Origin of the sequence: Haloplanus sp. CK5-1, from assembly GCF_037201915.1 — an archaeon.
Lineage (GTDB): Archaea > Halobacteriota > Halobacteria > Halobacteriales > Haloferacaceae > Haloplanus > Haloplanus salilacus.
On sequence record NZ_CP147505.1, the window covers coordinates 40329 to 65363 of the forward strand.

At 52.1% G+C, this 25035-nt stretch carries 23 protein-coding genes and 1 pseudogene; 17 read left to right on the forward strand and 7 right to left on the reverse strand.

Going from position 1 to position 25035, the window contains the following annotated elements; translation table 11 throughout:
• Nucleotides 1-67: 67 nt before the first annotated feature.
• From NBT81_RS00230 to NBT81_RS00250, 5 genes and pseudogenes are all read left to right on the forward strand, one after another.
• A pseudogene (locus tag NBT81_RS00230) lies at nucleotides 68-397 on the forward strand (DEAD/DEAH box helicase family protein); the annotation flags it as partial.
• Between the two features lie 54 nt (nucleotides 398-451).
• Nucleotides 452-1699, forward strand: a complete 1248-nt coding sequence (locus NBT81_RS00235) for a site-specific integrase (protein ID WP_338740201.1) — start codon at nucleotides 452-454, stop codon at nucleotides 1697-1699.
• Nucleotides 1700-2614: 915 nt separating this feature from the next.
• Nucleotides 2615-3202: a hypothetical protein gene (locus NBT81_RS00240; RefSeq protein ID WP_338740202.1), complete on the forward strand. Its 588-nt coding sequence runs from the start codon at nucleotides 2615-2617 to the stop codon at nucleotides 3200-3202.
• A 98-nt stretch (nucleotides 3203-3300) separates the two neighbouring features.
• Complete coding sequence (locus NBT81_RS00245) at nucleotides 3301-4284, forward strand: hypothetical protein (RefSeq protein ID WP_338740203.1); 984 nt, start codon at nucleotides 3301-3303, stop codon at nucleotides 4282-4284.
• A 660-nt stretch (nucleotides 4285-4944) separates the two neighbouring features.
• Nucleotides 4945-5331: a hypothetical protein gene (locus NBT81_RS00250; protein ID WP_338740205.1), complete on the forward strand. Its 387-nt coding sequence runs from the start codon at nucleotides 4945-4947 to the stop codon at nucleotides 5329-5331.
• Nucleotides 5332-5344: 13 nt separating this feature from the next.
• Here the strand turns inward: NBT81_RS00250 and NBT81_RS00255 are convergent, their stop codons facing one another.
• From NBT81_RS00255 to NBT81_RS17240, 5 genes are all read right to left on the reverse strand, one after another.
• Nucleotides 5345-5632: an amphi-Trp domain-containing protein gene (locus tag NBT81_RS00255; RefSeq protein WP_338740207.1), complete on the reverse strand. Its 288-nt coding sequence runs from the start codon at nucleotides 5630-5632 to the stop codon at nucleotides 5345-5347.
• A 959-nt stretch (nucleotides 5633-6591) separates the two neighbouring features.
• The gene (locus NBT81_RS00260; protein ID WP_338740209.1) at nucleotides 6592-8457 is read right to left on the reverse strand and encodes a hypothetical protein; all 1866 of its coding nucleotides are present in this window, start codon (nucleotides 8455-8457) and stop codon (nucleotides 6592-6594) included.
• A 294-nt stretch (nucleotides 8458-8751) separates the two neighbouring features.
• The gene (locus NBT81_RS00265; protein ID WP_425498664.1) at nucleotides 8752-9942 is read right to left on the reverse strand and encodes an ISH3 family transposase; all 1191 of its coding nucleotides are present in this window, start codon (nucleotides 9940-9942) and stop codon (nucleotides 8752-8754) included.
• 124 nt (nucleotides 9943-10066) lie between these two features.
• The gene (locus NBT81_RS00270; RefSeq protein WP_338740211.1) at nucleotides 10067-10462 is read right to left on the reverse strand and encodes a hypothetical protein; all 396 of its coding nucleotides are present in this window, start codon (nucleotides 10460-10462) and stop codon (nucleotides 10067-10069) included.
• Between the two features lie 51 nt (nucleotides 10463-10513).
• A complete protein-coding gene (locus NBT81_RS17240) occupies nucleotides 10514-10708 on the reverse strand; it encodes a DUF7557 family protein (protein ID WP_425498700.1) in 195 nt (64 codons plus the stop codon).
• Nucleotides 10709-10833: 125 nt separating this feature from the next.
• Here NBT81_RS17240 and NBT81_RS00275 point away from each other — a divergent pair, with 125 nt between their 5' ends.
• A complete protein-coding gene (locus NBT81_RS00275) occupies nucleotides 10834-11058 on the forward strand; it encodes a hypothetical protein (protein WP_338740212.1) in 225 nt (74 codons plus the stop codon).
• A gap of 126 nt (nucleotides 11059-11184) precedes the next feature.
• A complete protein-coding gene (locus tag NBT81_RS00280) occupies nucleotides 11185-12375 on the forward strand; it encodes an ISH3 family transposase (protein WP_338737857.1) in 1191 nt (396 codons plus the stop codon).
• A gap of 188 nt (nucleotides 12376-12563) precedes the next feature.
• Here the strand turns inward: NBT81_RS00280 and NBT81_RS00285 are convergent, their stop codons facing one another.
• A complete protein-coding gene (locus NBT81_RS00285) occupies nucleotides 12564-13124 on the reverse strand; it encodes a hypothetical protein (RefSeq protein WP_338740213.1) in 561 nt (186 codons plus the stop codon).
• Between the two features lie 465 nt (nucleotides 13125-13589).
• Between NBT81_RS00285 and NBT81_RS00290 the strand changes: the two genes are divergently transcribed.
• From NBT81_RS00290 to NBT81_RS00330, 9 genes are read left to right on the forward strand one after another with little or no spacing between them, the layout of a single operon-like run.
• Nucleotides 13590-13769 carry a hypothetical protein gene (locus NBT81_RS00290; RefSeq protein WP_338740214.1) on the forward strand — a complete coding sequence of 60 codons (180 nt, stop codon included), beginning with the start codon at nucleotides 13590-13592 and terminating at the stop codon, nucleotides 13767-13769.
• Nucleotides 13766-14191, forward strand: coding sequence for a preQ(1) synthase (gene queF, locus NBT81_RS00295; protein ID WP_338740215.1), 426 nt, complete (start codon nucleotides 13766-13768; stop codon nucleotides 14189-14191). Before NBT81_RS00290 ends, queF begins: the two co-directional genes overlap by 4 nt.
• A gap of 2 nt (nucleotides 14192-14193) precedes the next feature.
• Complete coding sequence (locus tag NBT81_RS00300) at nucleotides 14194-15228, forward strand: hypothetical protein (RefSeq protein ID WP_338740216.1); 1035 nt, start codon at nucleotides 14194-14196, stop codon at nucleotides 15226-15228.
• A gap of 3 nt (nucleotides 15229-15231) precedes the next feature.
• Nucleotides 15232-16065: a hypothetical protein gene (locus NBT81_RS00305; RefSeq protein WP_338740217.1), complete on the forward strand. Its 834-nt coding sequence runs from the start codon at nucleotides 15232-15234 to the stop codon at nucleotides 16063-16065.
• Nucleotides 16052-16528, forward strand: coding sequence for a hypothetical protein (locus tag NBT81_RS00310; protein ID WP_338740218.1), 477 nt, complete (start codon nucleotides 16052-16054; stop codon nucleotides 16526-16528). Before NBT81_RS00305 ends, NBT81_RS00310 begins: the two co-directional genes overlap by 14 nt.
• Nucleotides 16525-20520 carry a hypothetical protein gene (locus tag NBT81_RS00315; RefSeq protein WP_338740219.1) on the forward strand — a complete coding sequence of 1332 codons (3996 nt, stop codon included), beginning with the start codon at nucleotides 16525-16527 and terminating at the stop codon, nucleotides 20518-20520. Before NBT81_RS00310 ends, NBT81_RS00315 begins: the two co-directional genes overlap by 4 nt.
• A 2-nt stretch (nucleotides 20521-20522) precedes the next feature.
• Complete coding sequence (locus NBT81_RS00320) at nucleotides 20523-21632, forward strand: hypothetical protein (RefSeq protein ID WP_338740220.1); 1110 nt, start codon at nucleotides 20523-20525, stop codon at nucleotides 21630-21632.
• A complete protein-coding gene (locus NBT81_RS00325; protein WP_338740222.1) occupies nucleotides 21629-22798 on the forward strand; it encodes an ATP-binding protein in 1170 nt (389 codons plus the stop codon). Before NBT81_RS00320 ends, NBT81_RS00325 begins: the two co-directional genes overlap by 4 nt.
• Nucleotides 22795-23271 carry a GNAT family N-acetyltransferase gene (locus tag NBT81_RS00330; RefSeq protein ID WP_338740224.1) on the forward strand — a complete coding sequence of 159 codons (477 nt, stop codon included), beginning with the start codon at nucleotides 22795-22797 and terminating at the stop codon, nucleotides 23269-23271. The genes NBT81_RS00325 and NBT81_RS00330 overlap by 4 nt, the downstream gene beginning before the upstream one ends.
• A gap of 578 nt (nucleotides 23272-23849) precedes the next feature.
• Here the strand turns inward: NBT81_RS00330 and NBT81_RS00335 are convergent.
• On the reverse strand, nucleotides 23850-24269 hold the full coding sequence (locus tag NBT81_RS00335) for an SWIM zinc finger family protein (protein ID WP_338740226.1): 420 nt from the start codon (nucleotides 24267-24269) through the stop codon (nucleotides 23850-23852).
• A gap of 264 nt (nucleotides 24270-24533) precedes the next feature.
• Here NBT81_RS00335 and NBT81_RS00340 point away from each other — a divergent pair, with 264 nt between their 5' ends.
• Entirely contained in the window at nucleotides 24534-24758 is a 225-nt protein-coding gene (locus tag NBT81_RS00340) for a hypothetical protein (RefSeq protein WP_338740227.1), read from the forward strand.
• Nucleotides 24759-25035: the final 277 nt, after the last annotated feature.

Consider the following 25035-nt stretch of genomic DNA (forward strand, 5'->3'; position numbering starts at 1 on the left):
GCGGGTGGGACCGTGACGGCCCCGCCCAAGCGAACCCGTCAAGTGCGCCGAGCACCCACCGGTAGCCGTGAGCGACGCGAATTCGGGTCCACTGTCGCCGGACCGTCCCGACGCCGAACGTCCGTTTCGGGTCGACGCCCCGTTCGATCCCGCGGGCGACCAGCCGGACGCCATCGAGGAACTCGTGTCCGGCTACGACTCCGGGACGGAGCGCCAGACCCTCCTCGGAGTCACCGGGTCGGGCAAGACCAACACCGTCTCGTGGGTGATCGAGGAGATTCAGCAGCCGACGCTGGTGATCGCCCACAACAAGACGCTGGCCGCGCAACTCTACGAGGAGTTCCGGAGCCTGTTTCCCGACAACGCCGTCGAGTACTTCGTCTCCTACTACGATTTCCAGTCCTAAACTATATTATCCTACCGCTACATAGACTAAACGTGGCGATTCGGAATGGTATCTAAATCACACGACGAGTGGTCTGTTATCGCAAACGAACACTCTCGGCTGGAAGAGGAAGTTGAATCGGGCGATATTGTGAAAGAAGACGCCCAAGCAATTGAAGATTTCATTGAACACGACCAAGGTAAGAATAAACTTACTACTGTCCGTGGTCACTTCACTGTTCTCCGAACAGCGGCGCGACGGGCTACAGTTCCACTTGTCGAAAGTGACGAGAACAACCTATCTTCGCTTCTGTCTTCCATGCGCTCCGGAGCGCACCCTGACGTGAAAGACGAAGGTATTGGTGTCTCGAATTACCAGAAGGCTTTCCGAGTGTTCTATCGCTACCATCCCGAACTCGGAGTTGACCCTACGGCGATTGAGATTGACGAGGAACGGGGTCGGCAGGTAGGGGCTGACGACCTACTGTTTCAGGAAGACGTGGACGCTCTTCTAAAAAACTGCTACACTCTCCGTGACCGTGCCTTACTCGCTATGGGATTGGCTACGGGACAACGAATCGACGCACTTCGGACTCTCCGGAACAAGCACGTCACGATACGAGGCCAAACGATGGACATTACGCTTAATGAGGAAGAAGGAACTCTGAAAGGCGCGAGCGGATCCAAGCCTCTGCTGTGGGCCAAACATTACGTGAAGGCGTGGTACAGAAACCATCCATATAAGGACGACCCTGAAGCGGCGCTCTTCTGCCCGACTCCGGACGCGCCTCTTCCCGACGATAGAAATCCCCGTGGGCCGATCCACTACCAGACTGTTCGTGACAAACTCCACCGAATTGGAGAGAAGGCTGGCATAGAACCTGAAAAACCGGTCTATCCACACCTTCTAAGGCACACTGCGATTACTCGTATGGTGCTTGAGGGGCTGAACGAACAAAAAATCAAGAAAATCGCTGGTTGGTCGGCTGACTCGTCACAGTTCGAGATATACGTGTCCATGTCTGACGAATTGTCCAACGATTCTATCCGTGAGGACTTGGGACTGCCAACCTCTGGTGAGGTACCTGTCCTTGGCCGTCCGACGCTTCAGGAATGTCCCGAGTGCCATGACCGCCTACCTGAAGACCCCGACCACTGCCCAACCTGTCAAGTCCCACTGACCACCTACGAAGCAATCGCGGGGGAATACGAAACCGAAATACCGTCACCAGACCCGACGAATTTGGTCGAAGATATGAGCCAAGAAGAGATGTTGAAAACAGTCAAAGCGATAGAAGAAAAACTATCCGAATAATCGGGTACTACTGTTCGTCACTCACCTTCTGTTCCAGTGCTTGCCGGGTACCACACAGAACGCAGTGAGACTCTCGCAGTTCTGACCGTGGACGGGCTTCAGGGCCGATAGCACTTCCACACTCCTTGCATTTGTCGGGCGCTTCTTCCGCTGAATTTGGCGATTTTTCCATCAATCATTGTTTGTACAATTCTATCCAGCAGTTCATCGCTTACGCGAGATTCTATACGTATAAACTTAGGACTCGCCGCATAAAAGAATATCTCCGGAAATCCTGCATACAGGCCGTCTATACCACATCTGTTGGGAATAATCAATTAATCTAAGAGGATTTTTGCTGGCGTCTGAACTATGCGTATGACTAACCAAAATCCTGATGTTAAAATTCCACAGGAACCTGACGACGCTGTGGCGATGGTCGAAGAGGAAATGGACGGCGGCGAAGAGTTAGACGGGACGTTGTAGCGCCCGAGTAGTCGGAGACAACAGAACCAAGTGTTCCTCTTCGCACGCCTGATTCAGATAATCTAACCCGCCAACGTTCGTGCCGCAAATGGTACAGTCTATCATTTGTCCAGCGTGTCATAGAAACAGTCACACCCGATTTACTGCGGTTCGACCGGCAGTAGAAATGTTGAGACGACTATAGTTATAGAAGGCAGTGCGAGATATAGAGGATATAGTCAGCACTGCCTATCGTAGGGTCATCAGCGTCGGGATCTGTAGTAAGCTACGACGTTCGCCGGATGCCGTGACACACCTCGAAGGGGGGATACATTACAGTACGTCAGACAAAGCGCCGGTCATCGAATTAATGTTAATACCGTGTTCCCACTCCTCCCGGAAAGTGTTGATAGAGTGTTCTTGAACACTACCCCAACACTTATGTCCTTGTCTGTAAACAATTGAAACGCAATGGCGAACCAAAATACGATGCAAGTAGAGTGCCCGCACTGTAACGAACCATTCGTCGTCGTACAGGAGAGGTCAGAGCAGACTCACAACCAGCAGTCAGAAGAGCAGGAGGAGCCGATGAACGCTGAGCTATTGAGTTACGAGGAAATTGAAGGGAGCCAACCATACAGCGGACGTGATGAGGAAATTCCCGTCGAACAGTGTGTGCGAGCTAAGATTAACATCGACGGGAAGGTCCGCCGGTTCACTTTCTGGTATACTCCTGAGCGTGAGGGTTACAAATATATCGTCCGCGGGGAGTTCGATTCAGGTTCAAAAATGAAGACGGTCTATTCGGGAGACGGTTCTCCGTTTTACACCGACCGCGGAGTGCCGAAGAACACGGACAAAAAGTGGACCTACCTCGATGAGAAAGAATGCCGTCGTCGTGCGAAAATCGCGGGATTAGGAGAGGTGCGAGAATCTGCGGAGAATCCTGACCGATACCAAATCCCAATTGGTGAGTCGAAGGAGGGGCTTGTTGAAAACGAAAATCTCCTGCTCAAACTCTCAAAGGGGCTGTTAGTGTTCCAAACAGACAGTTACTAATTGGACGCAGGCTTTGAACTCAATTAACTATGACACGAGGACCAGAACGTGATGTAAAGCGGAAAGACGTATTGGCGACGATAGAGCCGGGTATTCCGGTGACAGCGACTACGATACAGGATAATCACTTCGACTGCCACCCCGATACGGTGATGAATCGATTGAAGGAGCTACACAAACTTGGCGAGATTGAAACGAAAAGCCTGGGCGAACGCGCCCGAGTGTGGTGGGTTCCGGCCCCGGATACGGCGGTAGACAAGTCGCTTGTTAACGACGAGATGTTCCGTTCAGCAAAAGATCCCGGTATCCTTCGTGTGATGGCGGACTATCTGAACAACGATACCGAGCCGGTTACATCCGGTGAGATTGCGGAGCGCGTCGATGATTCACCGGATATCATCTACAATCGCCTCCGCAAGTTGGACGAGAGGGGGTGGATTGAGAGTCTGAAGGTCGGGTCTACCGCTAAGGTATGGTGGCTGAATAAAGACAAACTCAAAAGTGAGTCTGATACTGGTTCCGAGGATGATGTCGATTCTACCGTTGGAGTAAATACTGAGCCTAACGCCGAACCTGGAGATTACAACAACCCTCCCTCCGGAAGCGGATCAGATAACCACATAGCAGTGAAGGAATTAACAGACCATTTTGATGAACTTGTTAAAAAAGATGACAGTGAACATGTAGACAACGTTCAGACACTCCTAAACGCACTCCTCAATATCACAAAGAATCTATCTGATGAGGAGCAGTCACAGACTAGTCTGACCCTGTCGGAGGCTCTGAAAGACCATATTCGGGAGGTTGCAGGGAAGACCGAAGCTGAAGGCGTAGAAGGCATTCAGACCCTCGAAGAGGCACTTATACATATCTTAGACAACCCTTACGACGAGAAAAAATCGCTGACCGGATATGAAAAAACTCTCGAAGAACCAATAAAAGTGAGTAGGAAAACACTCCAAAAGCTATCGGGCCTACGTGACTGGACGGGGGCACGAGATCTTGAGGAGGCAATCCGCGAGCGAGCGAACATCGAGAGACGAGACGTGGGAGAAAGACCAGTAGACGTAAGCGACTGGTAGGGTAGGCTCCTCTGTGCCTCAATGCTCGTCCACCCCTCGTTATAGCGATTATCATTCATTTCAGAGCCCTGTCGTGGGAAACCGTGAGAGAGGTAATCAATCGATGGAAGCAAATTATGGCTTTGATCACTAATCCCCACAGTTCGGGCTTGAGACGTTGAAGCCCTCGCGGTAGCACGGCCAACACGAGTACTCGGCGGCGTACCAACAGTCGCAGTCAGGTGTAAGATACGCGCCCTGTATCTTGCACGCGAGTCTTGACAAGACTTGGATAGGCAGAACGTGCGAATCTTTCTATGACACGCTCATTTGTCTGTTTGGAACGGTCGGTTTGGTTCTACTCCCGTCTATCTCAAACAGTCACACCGTTGATTTCCACTCCTTCGGGAAGGTCGTCTTCCGCAATCCCGTGATACCAGATAAACTCTTCATTCCCCTCTTCGTCGGTTGTCCGGAACACCATCGTATCTCCTTGGCCCATAACGAATGATTCGTATTCGTGATTTCGACGCTTCCACGCTTGCCATGCCGACATGAACGAGCCGTCTGACCCCGCGAACACTTTGGACATTTTTCTCTTGCCCTAATATTGCAGGGCATTATTGAACTATATTTCTATAACTATGAAGCATTAATTGTGTGCGGCACGTATACTCGGATATGGCAATTTGGATTCCTGAAGACCAGATCCCCAACGAAGAACCGTGGGCTGACAGAGAATTTCTCGAACAGGCGTACCGAGAGCGCGGGCTATCACCTCGCATGATTGCCTATGAACTCGGTGTCTCGAAGAGCTACGTCACGGTGTACTTGGAACGATATGGTATGACCCGAAAGCACCGCCATGAACCGACACTTCGTCGCCTACATATCGAGCAAGGACTGTCAGCGGACGAGATAGCGGCGCTTGAAGAGTTCGATTGCTCGCCAGTTACAGTTGAACGGTACTTGGCGAAGTACGAATTGAGCGACGACGACCCCGACGACGTGTCCTACGGCAGACTTGACGACCTCGGTAACACGGAATCAGAACGGGCAGAAGTGTAGGGGTTCGATTTAATCACTCGATTTCTAACTGACCGCTCCCACTGCCCCCCTCGTTGCCGTTCTCGTCCCATTCGAGTTCAAATTCGATACTCAATTCACCGGGGCTGTCCGTCGGCCCCTCGCGTTCGGCTTTGACCTCAAACGTCGGTCGTGCTGGCGGCTCCATCGTCACGGACTCGGAACCAGATTTAAGCGTGACCGCTTCACCTTGTTCGAGTTTGTCAGCGACACTACGAAGATATGACGCGATTTCTTCTCGGCTCTGGTCGCTCTCTGATTTGAACAGGACTTCTTCGGGCATACAGGAACAATACACCGTCTGCACCGATAAGTCCACCCACTGCGTTGACGGCTTGAATAAATATCCACACGACCACCTACGTCAGTCTGTAGCGCCAAGCCACTGTTCGATTGAATGAACTCGGTGGTGAGTCGCCCGTGTCGACGGCTTAAGAATACTAAAGAGCCATACCCCGACGACACCACTACGAGCGCACCCTGACGACGACCATCACTGGCCGTTCTCGCCCCCCAGTCTGTCCCTCTCGGTGTTGAAGCCCGACGCCGACGAGTGGCCCATGCCGTCGAAGGCGACCGTCACGACCGGCCTGAATGGCCTGTATGGGCCACGAACGGTCGGCAGATTTCTGCTAAATAGGACTGTCAAAGAGGGAGCCTCGGCACTCTGAACAAATCGCCCCCGACGACCCCCGCTCATGCCGGGCTGGCCCCCGGTGGCCTGACTACCAGTCCCGGCGGCCCCAACGGTCGTCCCCCGGTACCCGGTGGGTATGTGAGATGGTGTCACGCGCTCTCTCGCCTGTGTCGACGACGCTCGTCAGTAGGGGTACTGTGACAGGGCCAGTCTCCCCAATTCTCTGTCGCGTAGAGGCGGTCTACGGGTTTCTCTTATCGTCTAAAACGGCTTTAGAGGGGTTTAGAAAAGGTTTTGCCCATATATTATTTCCTTGTCACTTTTAAAACGCTTTTCAGAGCCGACGACCTGTGAAATACTCTTTCACCCCCTTCATCCCGATATAGGGAACGAACAAGGAGACGCCCCAGTAGGTTCTCTGAAACACCCCCGGGTGTCGATTCGAGAGCGACCGGGTAGGAGTCCCATAGTATCACCACAGAATCGGTTTCTGCCAACCGACCATCCCGAAATAAGGAACGAAGTTCGAGATAACAGGGTAGTGAGTGTAAAATGCCTCTTACAGTAATAGACCACTGTAAGAGACATTTAACATAAGAGATGACTTACGAATCCCATTCGTACTCGGTCGGCCTTTCAGAGTGGTACGCTGTAATCCAACCTTCGTCCTCGAAGTCGTCACGAGCGGTGTATATCGTTTGCCGTGAGACACCTGTTTCTGATTCGATTTCTCCGATTGTAGCCCTCTCACCTTCCTTCGCCTGCTGTCGAAGAAATCGTGCAACCTTCCGTTTTGCAGACGAGTTCTCGGTAAGAACGTCTGTCGGAGAGGCATAGGTGACCAGTCGGCTATCTTGAAGCAACTCGGGGACGGCAGTTGTGTTCAGAACGAGAGTAGCGTCCTTGCTGGTGAACCGAGTCGCCCACTTCCCTACACGGGATTCGCTGAACTGGTGTCGAACCTCGTCACCAACTCGTCCGAACGACCCTTGCTGGTTCGGTGAACCGGGAACGGACTTACCGGCGAGCGCACCCCATAGTTGGAACTCTTCGTTTTGGGGACGCGGGGAGCCGTTAAGGATAACGAGCGGTGCGTCGTCGGTAATCACAGACTCGCCACGACGGTACTGAATCCCTCGCTCGGCGTCGTCTCGAAGTAGGGCAGGTTGCTTTGCGTCGTAGGCTCTAAAACCTTTGTTCGTACTGACAATATGTGGTCGCTTGCCGAACTCACCAGTTGCCCACACGGCGATACTCGCGTCTCGTCCCGGTGTGAAACTACGGTTCTGGTTGTGGTACGAACTGTCGTATGGTTTCCTTCTGGTCGCCGTCTGAATCACGGTCGTATCCATTTCTTGGTGAAGGAACTCGGCAGTCTCGTCGTCAGAGTAGACGCGCTGATGGTCGAAATCTGCACCGTAGTAGAGGTTCCACATCCACGAAGTTGGTGCAATATCGAACGCGACGACGTTCTTGGCTTTGGAATAGTTTGGCACCTTGAGAACGTATAGAGTGTCGTCTTCGGGTGTTTCACCCGGCTCTCGAACTACCCGGTGTCGCTGGTAATCAAGGCCGACGACCTCGAAGGGATTCGGGCCTTGATTCACCTGATGGGTTGGCGTCGGACTCCCCAAATTGGACTCACGTCGGTGGTACGATGTTTCCCATCCATTCGGGAGTTTTTCGGAGTGAAGCAAGCCGAATACCGCAAGGGGTGCTAAATGGTGTCCGTCCTTGTCAATATCATAGCCGAACTCTTTGTCAGGGTCAGACGGCTCAAACGAATTAAACGGATAATCGGATAGGAACGGCGCGAATGGCGGACAGTTCATGTCTCTGTTCCGCATGAAATCGCGGTAGTCAATGAAGTCGGTATTTGTGTCAATATAAGAATTAAGTTTTTTCGGTGGATTGTCAAGTTCAGTGATGTACGCGTCTCCGCGGAGGGAGCAAGTGAAGATATGACGGTCTTCGAGAATCCTGTCCATGTAGATGTGCTTCGGATGTGCGAGAATGACCTGTTCAGTGAACGGTGGGGGATTTCGTCCACCGAAGGGACAGCCCGGTTGGCATGGTAATTTCCTGTCTTCGTGAAGGTTGCCCAAGGTTGCTCCGCGCTCAATGTGGTCTTTCACCCGTTCTTCAATGTCATTGTTATGTGCGCCGCTATAGGAACCGCACAGGTCGTACTGTGACCTAACTCGTTGAGTTGTGACGCCGTTATTGTTGAACCGTTGCTCTATTCGGGCCAACTGCCGTTTCGTCGGGGCGGTGTAGACCGCACATAGGTCGTGAGCAGCAACGAGTTTAGGAACGAGTTTTTCGGGATGGATAGTCGGTGGTGGTTGAACAAGAACTTCCTCGTCATTCTTCAGCCCATGAAGAAGGAGACGCTTCGTTTCGTCACGGGCGTACCCACGTTTGAACGTGCTATGCGATGGATTGTTAGGGGTCTGGTGCGTACCTGACATTGTAGTTCGTTGTTGATGTACATGGGGCTATCGGGCCGGTTGGGCATGGACACTCCCCGGCTCGAATCGCGTCTTCCATTGTCGCTAGTTGTCCACTCTCTTGATGGCGGCGGCAACAAGAGTCCGGTCTAACACGGTAAGGACGCTGATACGAGACGAAGTACACATCTGACGCCACGGAGAGTTGAGGAAGAGTCACAAATCTGGATTGTTTTGGCTGTAGTTGTCGTTCAGACTGATCTCCGAAGACAGCTGTCGCTGTTCGCCAGCCTCGCTTCGCCGAAGCGAGGCGGCTCAACCGAGTCCGTGTTCGTATCCTGCTGGCAGTCCTTCTCCGTTAGTCCGGTACTTCTCTTTCCAGCCGAGTTCGTCGTCTAACACCCGTTCGATCCCGTGCAAAAACGCGTCACCAAACGCGAATGTTTTCGGAAGTGCTCGCCCGCCCCGCCGTGGTCGGGCGAGCACGGCCCACTGTAACACGAGCCACAACTGCTCTAACAGAAACCCCACGCCCACGTAGAACAGCCGGATTGTCGTCGATGGCGTTGTTGTCAGGGCACGCGCTTCTCGGAACTTCTCGTAGCTCTTCTCTATCCGTGAACGCTTGTTGTAGGTCGTAGCGACTTGCGCGGGCGTGCGGTCTTCCAGACCGTACGCCGCGTATCCTGTCGCTTTCACACCAGACTTTCCGCGGTCACCGTTCTGATAGGTAACGTTCACCGCCAGTGGATACGTCTGTTCGTGCTCTTTCCCTTCGCAAATCGTCTCTTCGGTCATGTGTGACGCGGCCTTGGAGAGTTTCTTCCGGAGCGAGTCTTTCCGGGTTATGACCGGAAAGACTGGCGGTGCTGTCTCCCGAAGAATACCGATTAACTCCCCGACAAAGGCGTCCCTGTCCATGAGGATCTGGTCGGTCTCGAATGGGTATGTTTCGACGCGGGCGAGCACGCGCTCGACCGCGTCGGCCTTGCTGTCCTCGCCGTCAACTGGTTCAACCGCCAGTGTGAGTGGCTTTCCCTGCGCGATGACGAACGCAGTACAGTACCGGTGACACTTCGTGGTTCCATCTCGTGCTTCCATTCTCCTGAACTCGTCCTCGTCGTCTGGATGACCGTGGAACGGATTGTCCATGAAGTCCAGACAGATGGTTCTCGACCCGCCGCGGTCGAGAACCGTCATCGCCACCAGTGCGAGGATATCGTTGACAGCATCAAGCATCGGCTCTTTCTCCAAGGTGTGCAACCAGTCCATCACTGGCTCGCGGTTTGGCGTGTCCTCAGTGTTCGTCGTGACACCGTTGACGGAGGTTGTGTCAACAGCAGCTCGTAAGACGACTTCCATGATTTCCTCGGAATCGAGGCCGGAGCCCTCGATTCCTTCCATCGGTATCAGCTCAAGCAACTCCATGCTAAGAGACTTCAACTGGCTGCTCGAAATGTACTCGTCCGGATCTGTGAGGATGCGTTTGAGTCTTGGGAACTCCATCACACACAGGAATCCGGGCAGCGGCTGAATCAGGCGACTGATTCAGTCGCGTCATTCTAATCACTACGTGTCAGAAACTGGTCTCTTGAGCCAGAGTGGACAACTAGCGATTGTTGAAATTTGATTAGCGGATTGTCTCTTGTTTTGTGAGTAGGGATTGAGGCGTGGCTATGTCGCCCGCTTCAAAATCCGAAATTACTCCGATGGCAAATAGCGATTGTTTTGATTGTGTCTTATCTTTGAAACGAACACCCACACACGCTGACCGATGTGGATGTAGAATACACTGTTCGTGGAAAACAGTATTTGGAACCGCTGTACCATTCTCAATAGCCCAGATACCTTCCAAATCAATTGCCGCATATGGGAAGTTATCGCTGACAACATGTTCCTTCGGTTGCCCGGCGAATTCACCGAGAAGGAGATATTCATCTTCCGTATCGTATATTCCACCGGTGGTGCGAACCGCAATCGCATCATCCGCACTCAGGTCTTTGTTCACCAAGGTAACAATGCTCACTTGGTCGGTATTGTGATTTAATCGGGTCATTTTGTACAATATGTTTACTGACTACTCTCGATTAGCTGGTTCTTCTTCTTCGTATTCGTTTACGAGCCGCTGAAGTAGGTCGTCGTACCGCTCGCCACCACGCAGGTGAGATTTGATTCGCTCACGAGTGGACGGTTCAGCCGGTATGGTCACGTACTCAGGCATTACATAATTTGTTAGGTTACGGAGTGTCTTTAATGGTCGTTTTTTATACATTTATAATATTATAATTGTGGGTAAATCTTAGAAAACCAGTGAACAGAGCGCCGTAGATAACTCTCAATATGGTATCAGAAAACAATGCACTCTTGATAGAATACTATTAATTAGTTATCTACAGGATGCTTTGGGTACTCTTCTACCACGTCTCGCTCGTCGGCGGCTACGTTGCTTTTTTTGACGTCGCTTTTGCTGATGTTGCGCATACTGACGTTGCTTTTTTTGACGTTGCTCTTTCTGACGTTTCTTTTTCTGACGTTGCTTTCGCTGACGTTGCTCTTTCTGACGTTTTCTTTTTTCGCGTCGCTTTTTTCCCGCTTTTTGGAGATAATTTTGCATATCGGTAGAATTCGATATTTGCAAAGTCGCTAGTTGTCCACTCTGGCTCAAGAGACCAGTTGCTGACACGTAGTGATCAGAATGACGCGACTGAATCAGTCGCCTGATTCAGCCGCCGTCCGGATGGATGCGTGATGAGGCTACCAAAACTCAAACGCATCCTCACAGATCCGGACGAGTACATTTCGAACAGCCAGTTGAAGTCTCTTAGCATGGAGTTGCTTGAGCTGATACCGATGGAAGGAATCGAGGGCTCTGGCCTCGATTCCGAGGAGATCATGGAAGTCGTCTTACGAGCTGCTGTTGACACAACCTCAGTCAACGGCGTCACAACGAATACTGAGGACACGCCAAACCGCGAGCCAGTGATGGACTGGTTGCACACCCTGGAGAAAGAGCCGATGCTCGATGCTGTCAACGATATCCTCGCACTGGTGGCAATGACGGTTCTCGACCGCGGCGGGTCGAGAACCATCTGTCTGGACTTCATGGACAATCCGTTCCACGGTCATCCAGACGACGAGGACGAGTTCAGGAGAATGGAAGCACGGGACGGAACCACGAAGTGTCACCGGTACTGTACTGCGTTCGTCATCGCGCAGGGAAAGCCACTAACACTGGCAGTTGAACCAGTTGATGGCGAGGACAGCAAGGCCGACGCGGTCGAGCGCGTGCTCGCCCGCGTCGAGACATATCCATTCGAGACCGACCAGATCCTCATGGACAGAGACGCCTTCGTCGGGGAGTTAATCGGTGTTCTTCGGGAGACAGCACCGCCAGTCTTTCCGGTCATAACCCGGAAAGACTCGCTCCGGGAGAAACTTGCTGTCACTGCTTCGCATATGACAGAAGAGACGGTCTGTGAAGACAAAGAGTACGAACAGACGTATCCGCTGGCAGTGAACGTCACCTACCAGAACGGTGATCGTGGAAAATCAGGGCTCAAACAAACGGGCTACGCGGCGTACGGTCTGGAAGACCGCACGCCGCAGCAAGTGGCGCAGGTCTACAACCATCGGTCACGGATCGAGAAGAGCTATGAGAAGTTCCGCGAAGCGCGTGCTTTGACAACGACGCCATCGACGATAATTCGGCTCTTCTACGTGGGTGTCGGGTTCCTGTTGGAGCAGTTGTGGCTCGTGTTGCAATGGGCAGTGCTCGCCCGGCCACGGCGTGGCGGGCGAGCACTCCCGACAGATTTCACGTTCAGTGATGGGTTTCTCCACGGGATCGAGCAGGTGTTAGACGATGAGCTCGGCTGGAAGCAAAAGCATCGGACAAACAGTGAAGGGTTACCACCAGGATACGAGCACGGACTCGGCTGAGCCGCCTCGCTTCGGCTGAAGCGAGGCTGGCGAACAGCGACAGCTATCTTTTGACGGTCGTCGAAATAACTGCCACAGCGGACAACAGCCAAGTATTTGATATTTTTCTAACTCGGTGCAGCGTCAGGAGTGGAATTCGTCTCGTTTCGGCCTTCTTATCGTGTTAAACCGGACTCTTGCCACCGGCGCTATCGATAGAGTGGACAACTAGCGAAAGTACTCTTGCCGAATGGCCGTCCTGGTATCGAGGGTTCACCTACTGGGGTATGCAATTGAGGGCCACAAATTAGTGGAACGTCAGATGGAACAGTGTCTTGTAGCGGCGGTACATCGCTGATTTCGCTTTGTATTGGCAGAGTTTTAATTCGAGCAGTCCCACCAATATCAAGTTCTACTTCCTTATTGGGTTGATTGTACAGTGTCCATATGTCAAACCGACATTGTTCATCATAAGTGAACATTGGCCCATCAGCAACTTCCCATTCATGTTCCAAACAACCTGCTTCAGTCAAATCTGAATCTATTCGTGATGCTCTTACGAAGATTAGAAATTGTTCGTGTAGGTGATTGAGTTCTTCTTTAAATTCAAATGGCTGATAATGCATTGGGTCAATTAGAGAATCAGGCACTTCGTCTCTCTCATACCACATTTCGCTGTCAAATTCACCAATGATATACTGATACCAAGTAGGCGGCTCGTCAACCCACTCACGGGGGAATGTACGATATGGTAGGTTGTTTGGAATCATGTCACTCACCGTGTTCGGCAACCTCGTCGGGGTCAAATTGCAAAATCATCTGTCGGATGAGTGACTCGTAGTCTTGCCCTCCGCGTTTTAATGCCCGCACTTCGTCCCGTGTTTCGGGATGAACTGGTATACTGACATATTGTGACTGTGCCATACTTAGTAATTGTTGATAATACTTATAAAATCGAGCCCGTGGGTTCATCCTCAAAAACGCTATTAGAACGTTTGAGAGTGGAGATAATAGCATATTAGTAATTCAGTAGGGCTACTGACCGAGCAGGATACCGGCTTGGTCATAGCACGTTCCTGAAGATCCGTATACTAGTGCCTATCCGATGGATACCGTGATTCTCACGCTGTTTCTAATTGCGTTCAGTGAGAGTCACAGATATATATTGATAAAATTTATTTCTATTATAACCATTACATCTATATGAGAGCCAAAGAGAATAGAGAGTAAAGCACATGGATGACGAAACTACGATAACAGTCAAAAAGTCTGTACGTGACGAGCTTCGTCGGTACAAAGCTCAAGATGGCCTCACGTACGATGAGGCAATTGCCCGTCTCCTTGAGGAAGCGGATTGGATTGACGACAAAACAGAACTGTTAGAGAAAATCGGGAAAACGGAGAACGACCAATGACATCTGCTAACCCAAGCCTGCTGGAAGTAATCGAAAACGAGTACCCTGGACGAAACACGCGGCTCGAAATCACGTCACCGGAGTTCACGTGTCTCTGTCCAGAAAAGCCAGAACAACCGGACTTCGGGACGATCATTATTGAGTACGTCCCCGACGATCACATTATCGAACTGAAGTCGCTAAAACTCTATCTCGGATCATATCGGGACGTAGAGATCTACCATGAGCCGGCGACCAATCAGATCCTCGACCACCTTGTCGAAGCCTGTGACCCTCGCTGGATGCGTATCACCGGGCAATTCAACGTCCGTGGCGGTATCACCACCGACACGGCCGTAGAGTACGGAGAACTAACCGACGACATTCCCGAAACTCGCGCCAGTAGGGCAGATAACCTCTCCCGAACCCCATCTGAGCGATAACAATGGAGTTCTACGCTGCACTCAGCCTCTGTTCGAGTTCAATCCGGAAGACCTCTGCCAAGTTAGTTGACGGATATGGGTCACTCGAACCGCTGGAGAACGTGATGTTCACCCCGATTTCTCAGGGTGAAACGTCACATACGGCGATACGAAATCTCCAAGATCGATTCGATATTAATGTCATGTTCGATTCTGGCGGATACGAAGTCCAAGTAGGTAACAAAACGTTCGATGATCTCCAAGCCTACCTACACGACTTCTATGGCGACAACCACTGGGGTCATCGCTATGTCCTTCCAGACAACGTTCCTCTATCACAAGATTCACCGGAACTCGTTGAAAAGAAGGTGAAACAGACGGCTGATATTACCACGCTGTTCTACCGTCAACTTCCAGATCATCTGCAGGAACGTGCACTTGCTGTCATTCAAGGTCACACACAGGATCAACTCCGCCAGTGTCTCAGTACCTACAAAGAACTTGACGGACTCCAACACATCGGATTCGGCAGTTTCGGTACCAGTGGTGTCAGCAACGGCGTAAATATGCTCACGACGGAAGCGTTCCACAACCTCGAATGGGCCGTCGAAAAGGCACATGACGCCGGAATGAGCGTTCACGCGTTCGGTGTTGGCGGCCCGACAAGCATCCCCCTGCTCTATGCAGCAGGGGTCGATAGCTTCGACACAACAAGTTGGATGCGGTCAAGTGGATACGGGAACGTGTTCTTCCCGTTCAAGAGCCGGTACAACGCGTCACACCGGACAAACCGGAGCGGGAACCTACTCACGAAAGACGAGTTACCCCACCTCAAAGCAGAAACCGGTCATTCCTGTCCATTCTGTGAGTCAATGAAGCAACTCCGGAACAATCGGTGGGATCGCATAATGCACAATCTCATCGTCATCCACGAGATGACGAATCGGGTTGAGCAGATGTCGTACGAGGAGATCCTCGCTGCTATGGACGAACAATCGACGTATCGTCGTCGGTTAGAACAGGTCACGTCAGCGTCACGGCCGAAACAGGTGATCTGAACCATGGCGAAACTTCATATCGAAGGTGCGAAGCACCGACCGGAAGCGATCAAGCATTATCTGGATTTCATTGACCAGCGTGACTACGACTCTGTTGAGGGTGTGATGGATGATGTCTATCGTGAAACTGGGTTAGATGTCGTTAATACGAAGAATATGCAGACGACGCTGGCTAAGTTAGGGTTAGTTGATGATTCTGATCGGCAGCAACTGACCGATTACGGCAGAGAGCTTGTTGAAGTCTTACTCTACAACGACCAACTATTCTATGAACTATTACACTTCACCTATGCAACTGCCTACTACCGTGACCCATCTTCAGATCGGGCGATTTCGTGGGCTTATTACCAGATATGCGACGAATTTCGTCGCCGAGCACCGGTCGAATTCACCCAAGACACCAAACAGGAAATCGTTGAATCCGTAGATTTAACGGCAGAACGCAGTTCAGAGGAAGGATTGAGTGATTCCGGGCCACTCAGCACGACGAGCCTAAACAATTACGCGCGGTTCATCAAAGAACTGGATCCAGACGTTTACGACGACAGTTCAGATGAGGTGACACTCCGGTCGTTCGCACCGACCGAACTAGTTCTAGCAACAGTCGATCATCTTTACCGCACTGATATTGATTCAAGGGCTCGTAACTACGGTGATCCAGTTGAATTGTCTGGAGACACGACTGAGATAATCTGTAATATTCTGCTGTTACAGGAAGAGCAACTGCCGGACGTAATTGAACACGTCGCGTCGATGGACGCACGACTATCGATTAAAAGCGATTACCAGCTTAGGGTCAGGCTCAGCGACCCGGTGGAAATCAATGACCTCGCCTGAAGCACCACTACTACGGCAGACGAACGTCCTGAAAGAGGCTGCTGACGAGTCGCTGCTGACTGATGCCCAGAAAGACGCCCGTGATGCCATACGTCAGCACCGTGAGGATGGTGCTCGATTCATCAATCTTCACGGTCCACGGCACGCTGGGAAGACGTTCCTCTGTTGGGTGTTACACCTCTCAGAAGGCTGGGATTATTACCAGACCGGTTCAAAGAGTGTAGATACGCCCACTGTCCTCTATGACCACGGGGAACCAGAACGACGCGAAACACGGAAACTCCGGAACCAGGCCAGCATCAACGGACTTGCAACAATCGTGTACGTCACTGATCGGCCTGCCGACGAGTTGTACCCACGCGTCGAATTATGGCCAGAAGATGAACACTACCAACAAATAGCCAACACATGGGACGACCTCGGACTTGACACCGAAAACGCACCTACACCAATCCAACAATGAGCACGCAAAAACCAACTGAGAACGTCGAAGAGTTATCTGACCTCGTTCGGAAGAGTGAAGGTATCATTTCGACCTTTGAGGCCCGGAGCCTCAAGGACGAACCAGAAACAGTCGAAGATGACTATCGACGGTACGCGCAGACACACGTCTCACTAGGCGACACTAGTGAGTTTGAAAACGAGATTTACGAAACCGTCATAGACGAAGATTCAGCGACGAAGGGGTACCTGTACGGCCCGTACGGGTACGGCAAGACAAGCACTTCCGTTAGTATTTGGCATACACTCAGTGACAACGATATTATTGCAGTTCCGCCGTTTACGATGGATTCGTTTGCTGCAGTGATGCGTGCTACCTACGGGTGGCTTCGTTACGAGTTCCAGAACAAAGCCCCGGGATACGTCGACGATCTTGATGACATTCACGAGCGGTATCTGCAGCAAGAGCTGCAGTCGGTTGCGAAGCAGAAAGAAGGCCAGCACGACCTGGACTTCGACAAGCTCGTTGCGATGTTCGAGGAGATGGAACAGGAGAATGATCTCGATCTCAGCATTAACGCTGATACGCTCATTGACTTTTTCGATGAGTGTACCGAAGTCGCGGTAGATGCTGGATTCGAGGCGCTCGTTATCATCGGTGACGAGCTCCAAGAGTACTTCAACAGCGCTGATAACGAAAAGGACGCTGAATCCCGGTTCCGACGGCTTGTCTTCGGCCTTCAGGCTGGGGCACAGATTCGTGACGAGTTTGGTCTCTTCATCTCGATGCCTGAGAAGACGAAGAGTATGCTGGACTCTCGGGCAGAAGATATTCTGAACCGCCTTCAGCGTGACAACCTAACGCTGAATCTCCAGAACGTGTACGGGCGGGAATTTCCTGCGGAACTATGGGATCGCTACGCGGATCAGTTCAACTTTGCAGACCAGAAGCACGAGATCATCTCTGAGTCCGCTCTGAAAGCCACAGGTGAAGTCTGTTCGCGGAATGACATCAGTAACGGGCCGCGAACCGTGATGGACATCTTCCGCCTCGCATTGTCCCAATACGAAGATCAGCAGGAAACCTTCACGGCCCTTGATTTGGCTGACTGCTTCTACCAGGGCGAGGTTCGATACCAGGGCTCCAGTACAAAAACCCAGACCGCTATCGGTGATGCCCTTGATCACTCAGCGGTTGATACTGAAGAGAAACAGAAGTTCCTGAAGTTGTGTGCGGTGTTCCCGGTCGAAGGGATTCCTGATGGTGTTGTTGAGGAATACGGACTCGGGCAAGCGGAGACAGAACTCTCAAAGAAATTCCATGGTGAAGTCATCAAGGTTGTCTCCGATGGGTACACGCTGGTAGACCTGACTCGAACGGAAACAACTGACCCGATTCGGGAGTTGATTCGTGACTTCTGGCGTGAGTACGGTGTCGGTGAAGCTGCGGCTGCAGATGCCGTTGAGGCGCTCGCTAACAATCTCTTGGCTGGTGAAATTCTCGAACCCCAACGCGGAACACTAGATGGCTGGACGAACGGCGGTAAGGACTTCAATAAACTGGACCACACCGCATTCAAAGACCAGTTTGAGGGGACGTTCGACACACGATTCCCCAAGCGCCGTATCAGCGTTGGAGTGTGTGATGACAGGAAGGAAGATGAGATTATCAGTTCACACGAGTCGCTTGGTGAATTCTTCGGTGCACCTGACCTCGGTCTGAATTTCGTTCTCGCATGGCAGAAAGGCGGAGATGAGGTTCCCGGGTCACACATCCGTGAAGAGTCAGACCGCGAGTACACGTTCGTGCTTGATGCTCGGCAGTCATTTGATGAACTTCCGAAGGGACTAGACTTTCTCCGTGACGCCATGGACCCGAAGGCAGTCACACCATTCCTGATGCTGGCGCTCGTACACTACCTGGACGACCCGCCAGCGGAATTAGACGCACAGCAGCAACAGCGTGTCGAGTCCTTCCAGCAGAGTCTTCTTGACCAGTCACTGAAGGCGCTCTTCGATGAGCAACTTATTACGAACGCGCCGTACGAGCTGCGGCGTGCTGGAAAGCGGGCTGTTGAAGGCCTCTTTACGAAGGCGATGGAGTCGCTGTACCCCAATTACCATACGGTGATTGCGAGCCCTCAGTACCGGGGTAAGATTGACAATTACATTGATTTCTTGGAGTCGCTGGAAACGACCTCGAAGCGGAAAGGGACTAACACAGTTGTTGAAGAGACGACCAGTGAGAATAATTCAGGGAAGCACGCGATGGCCGCCCGATTCGGGCTCCGTCAGACTTCCTCGTTTGACAACAGCGTAAAGAAGCACTACGGTGACCTGTTGACGATCGTCGATGACGACGCAGATCATTACGAGGTCAGAGCAGAACTCCACCCTCTGGAAGAAGAGATTCTTGCACAACTTGAAGCGGCAGACGATGACACGCTGGCGGTAACAGATGCCGAGGATCTCGCGTTGGAGAAGGGCTATCGTGATGAGGAGCTTGAGGTCATCGCTGAACTCATTCAGCGCCGCGGTCTCGCCGTCTACGACGAGTTAAATAATGCGCTCGTCCTGCAAGAGACGGATGTCACCATCGAGGACGTTGAACATGAAATCGAGGATTGCCGAGAGAAGATCGAGACTATTGAACAACTCGAACCGAATCGCGTCCCGGATGGCGTTCCTGAGCGGATTGATGAGTTAGCTGAAGAGCTGGGACGGACGAATGCTGATGACGGTGAGAAACTGGAGAGACTGAAGGTCGATGCAGAGCACATTACTGTCAGGTTAGAAGAAGTCGGTGAGCTGCTTTACAACCACTACGAGTCCGAGTGTAGTGATGTACAGAGGGATGCTAAACGAACACGTCGGGATTTCATCCCCAGTCACTTAGAGGATGACGTGGTTAGCGGTGTCGGGTTCGTCGGTGGATTGAACGATGCTCGAACCGAGTTGCTCGCTGACTTCCGAGACCTCAATGGCGAGTTGTCCAGTGTGATTGAAGCGGTCGAAGATGCCCAGAAACGGTACGATTCACGGTCGTTGGAAGCTGCGTTGGAACTTCACTCCGAAGCGGAATCTGCACGCGACACGTTACGTGATATAGAAGAGCAGATTGACGAGTTAGAGGAATATGCTGATGAGTTGGAGCAGTGGCGAACATTTGCAGATCGCGTTGGGAATGTCAAAGAAGACATTCAAGACTACTCTCGAACGTTCGACGAGTCCATTCGAGAAGAGACTGATATTGAGGAGTTCATCGGAGAAATTCACGAGCGGCTGGCGGAGAGCCCGATTGATGCGCTGACGAACAGAGAAGCGTTTGAAGAACGGCTTGATCAGATTGAAGAAGCCTACCAACAGCGCCGTGAAGAACGCCGTGAGGTGTTCAACGCTAAGCAGGAGACATTAAACGAGATTCTTGACGAGGCAACCGGTGGGAAGGCCGGTCGACTTCGGGTAACATTCGACGTGAAACAGCCAGATGAGTCTCGTCGCCGGCTGTTCGAAGACTTTAAAGACGAATACCAAAGTCAAGTGCTGGACCAGGCTGAGAAGAAGCTCAACAATGCCGAGAATGAGGTCGAATACGCGCAGATCGTCGGGATTGAAGCAGAGACTGAAGCCGATCCAGACCACGTTGCAGAACAGATTGAACAGGCTGAAGCGACACTCCGGGGCCTTCGAGGAACACTGTCACGGTTTGAGCTCGCCGATATTGGTGATGAGACAGACCTCGGTAGCGAAGGGGCCACACTACTCACAACGGCTGATGAGCTGCAACACGAGGCCAGGGGATTCCGGGCGCAGACCGATCCAGACGATGAGGAGCTTCAGGATCTGCTGGAGCGAATCAACGAGAACCGTGGCCCCGACTTCAAGGAACTGCTGATGGAGTATCACGAGGATGGTGAGGACATCAGCGTCGATGAGTTGCTAACCCGAGTCGAGCAGCTCTTCAAACTCAACCAAATTGACATCAAGATCACCGAACGACGCGGGCGGCGATAATCATGGCGTCGTTTGAAACACTCGCTGATCGTGCCAGCGAAGCACCAGTCATCTCACCCCTTCCAGCCCTCGCTACGTTCTATTTGGATGGTCTCTCCATCTATCGATCTGTAGACACGTTTCACCGGGATCTCTACGACCCCGATTATCAGTTCGAACAGGACGTAGTGATTGATGATGATTCACGCTATCACGAATACCCGTACATCAACTGTACCACAGATCCGATAACCCCTGCACTAAATGACGTTGTAGACTGGGCAAACGAAGAACATCACGACCGGATTCGACAGGATCTTCTACAACAGTCAAAGCTGAAAAACCACATTTTAGACGCCATTACGGGCGAAGATTTTGTTGCCCTCATCATTATTGACGGGCTCTCATACGATGCCCTTCGGACGGTTAGTAATGAAATTCTCCAGCCAGTGATTGTAGACGGGATTACAACGACCGAGCCCGGATTCAGACGGATTATCTATGGTGGTGACCCAGCATCAATATACGCTTCTCTGACCGGAGAAGGATTCTACACCGGATATGGGTTCACATACTGGGAGCGCGGCCAGGAAGATCTCTCAACCGATCTCCATTCAGCGATGGGGCAGAATATCCACCGTATCCGTGATTTCGATGAGGTCATCTCAACACTCGAAGCCGATGCACCATTCACAGAGAAGACGTACGTACAAGTAACCAGAATGGGACTAGACCAAGATTCACACAACCGGAAAGAGAATCCGAATCGTAATGTTGTACGTGACGAAATCTTATCCGACGTAAAATCGCTCGCAGAAACCGCCTCAACTATGTCTGATAACTTCCGCATCTTCATGACTGCTGACCATGGCATCCTCTGGCGAGACCAACTCCCAGAAGACCCGCCGATCGTTCATGACGAATGGACGAACCACGCACGATTCCTAACCGGACAGCATAATCTAGAACATGGGATGGTTGTCAAGGATTCCACGGATCCAACTACCGGATTGGCGTACCCATACCTAACCCGGGAACTGAAAAATACTGAGTGGGGTGTCCACGGTGGCTTCTCATATCAGGAATCCATCGTCCCGCTCATCGAAGTTACATCACCAGGTGATCTCGAATGAGACTGTTCATCGGAGAAGAACTCGAAAACGGCGAAGACACGTACATAGATGCAACAAGCGCCAGGTCAATCCTTGCCTGCGGAAAACGCGGAACCGGGAAAAGCTATGCACTCGGTGACATTGTAGAGGAGATCCACACCGAAGGAATCGACGTTGTTCCTCTCGTGATTGACCCGATGGGGATTTACTGGACAATGGCGGAAGAAAATGAGGAACAACGGGACCTGCTTTGGGACTGGGGGCTAAACGAAGAAGGTTTTCCTGTGAATCTGCTCGTTCCCGGTGAACCTGAAGAGCGGTTCGACGAAGAAGTTCTGAGAGAGTTTGAACGCCGCGGAATCGATATTAACCCGTTGCTGCTGAACCCGTCAGATATGTCTCCTGACGGGTGGTGTGACCTCTTTGACCTGAATATCAACAAGCCCATGGGGATTGCTCTGTACCGGGCAGTCCGAAAGCTGAACGACGAATATGAGGATGGAGATTTCTATCTCGATGACATCATAAAGAAGATCGAGATGGATGGTGACGCGAACGAGCGAACCCAAGAAGCCCTTCTAAACCGGTTAGAAATGGCTCATGACTGGGGGATTTTCGCTGATTCCTACCAGGACATCTTCCGGACTGTTGACGAAGATCGAATCAATATCCTGGATGTCAGTGTCATCGAACCTGGAAAATACGGACTCCGAAACCTCGTTGTCGAGGTACTCGGAAAGGAACTGTTCCGTCGTCGCCAGGCTGCTCGTCGGCGAGAAGAACTCCAGCTCGGTGTTGATATTCCGAAGGTGTGGCTGTTCATCGACGAAGCACACAACTTCGTGCCGAGCGGGAAATCATCACTGGCAAAGGACACAATTATCCGGTGGGTGAAAGAAGGCCGCCAACCGGGCTTGTCAATCGTCGTTGCAACGCAGCAACCATCGGCAATTGACAGCAATGTCCTGTCGCAATGCGACGTGATTCTGTGTCATAAGATCACGACGAGAGAGGACATTAAATCGCTCAACAAACTCAGTCAGGACTACATGAGTGGTGCGCTGAAGACCTACGTTCAGAACATCGATAATGTCGGAGAAGCGGTCTACGTGGACGACGAAGAAGAGACAGTGAAGATGGTACAGATTCGTCCGCGGAAAAGCAAGCATGGTGGTGGTGAAGCATGACACAGCCAGCGAAATCAATTGCTGTTGAACAGGTCGTAGATGAGGATGATGTAGGTCGCGTCAACGACTTCTTTAATCTGCGACCGATCAAGCGGGATCTACACCAGTTCACGTATCGGGATACTCTCGATCGGGCATTCTGTCGAGATGATCGACGACTCTTCTACATTGAGAAGGACGCTACTATCATGGCTGCTCTGATGGTCTGGTGTGAATCACGGGTGCTGGATGACGATGAAGCGCAAATCCGACTAGTGGCGGTTAAACCAGAACACCGTGGGCAGGGATTTGGCCGGGCTCTCTGTGAACGGGCTGAACAGTTCGCGTTTGAGTTCGGGGAGCAGAAGATGAGTGCTGATGTTATGGCGGAGTCGCAGGCTGTCGAGTTCTGGCAGTCACTTGGATATACGATTGAAGAGGAATGGACGACCGATAATGGCCGTTCAATGTATCGGGTTTCTAAGCCTATCTGAGTTTTTCGTGCGTTCGAACACTCGATCATAGGCCATCTATTTCTCCGATATAGAGTATTTGGCACCTGCGTGGTAGGGTAACTGCTCATAGTCAATTGAATGACTTCTATAAGGCGACTACTTCGAGACGATCATAGAGAGATACGACGAGTTGGCTGAATCGGCTTCCTAATCAGGAACGGCTTCGGTCAACTGTCTTGACACCGACGAGTCGTCCGGACCAGTAGACCGCCTCAACGACCACCTCGTCCGCATCGTCAGTAGGTAATCCAATGGTCGTACTTCCACAGTCCGAACACCACACGCGGCGAATGAGCCAGCCGTCGGCGTCGTAGTAGGTCGCGTAGACGACCGCCTTGTCACCCGTCCGAACCCGTCGGTTGCATCGGTCACAGATGTGGCCTGTCTCTACGCCGTTCAGAGCCGCCGCCGGAGACGGTCGGGTCATTGACCCACCTCAAGCGACGAATAGGCGACGTTACACTCGTCACACGCCCATCCGCGTTGGCCGGTTACACAGTCCAACAACGCTCCGTATTCGAGACGCGAGCCGCAACGGAGACACGTCGGCGTATCCGTCATTCGTCTTCACCCGTTGCGTGCGGGTTCGGTTCCTCGAAGCCGTCCCTGTAGCACGGCCAACAGCACAGCCCGAGGCCGTCGTTCCAATTGCCACAGTCGCAATCCTCGGGACGGTCGTCGTCGCGGTCGTCAGCACCGAACTCTTCGAGAGTCACGCCACCGTCGGTCGCGGCCACCTTCGGTGTCTCTTCGACGTGTTCCCCAAGTTGGGCGTCTACCTCGTCGGCGTCGACCCACGCGGGAGCAACGCGCTCGCCAGTAGCGAAGGCGACACGCCGGATGTGCTTACAGCGAGTCCCCCGGTATCGGTGGTCGGCACAGGTACATCGACTCTTACGGGAATCGACGGCGTACTCTCCGTTCTGGTTCTGACCGACGACGGTGTAAATGTCTCCGCCCTTGGGGAGAACGGCCATATACTCCGTTAGGGCGCGTACATCGCGCTGTTCGAGGTCGATACAACCAGCCGTTGCGGAAGATTCACCTTCCGCTGTCTCGAATTGACTCATGCCTTCTTGGCTCCGTTGAGAAGGCCTCGTCCGGTGTTGTCGCACCGGGCGTTTTCTGTGAATCACGCCCTAAGAGACGAGTCCTTCTCTATCTATACCTTGGACGGCACGGATATTAAGTCTGTCGCCTTAGACGGAATAGTTAACTGATTACGTATAGTAGAAGGCTGTATGAGCGAAGATACGAAACCGGGGCCGACACCACGAATAAGCGACGACGAGATACTGGCCGTCTTTCGGGATACAGACGACCCCGTACTGTCTACAGCCGAAGTGACTGAACAGATACCGCTCAAACGACGAGCAACCTACAATCGGCTCCGGTCGCTGGCCGACGAGGGTCGATTAGAAAGCAAGCAAATTGGGGGTCGTAACACGGTATGGTGGATAGCCTAATCAGAGAAACTGGGGCCACGGTCGTTTTTTGAAGAGTAGTAAGATTAGTACGACCTGACGCCGACCAGAGCCGCGAGACGCCTGTCAGCGAGATCTATGCTAACATTCTATAGAATTATCACGCCACAGGAAGCCGCTGAACGGCTTTGAGAGTGAATTAGACACGACAACCAAGACCACTCGCTCGGGTGGCGGCTCCGCTCACGCCGCCAGCAGGCGGGTATATGACTTTACTGATGATCATTCGAAACCCGAAACAGAGAGTAGACGACCCAAA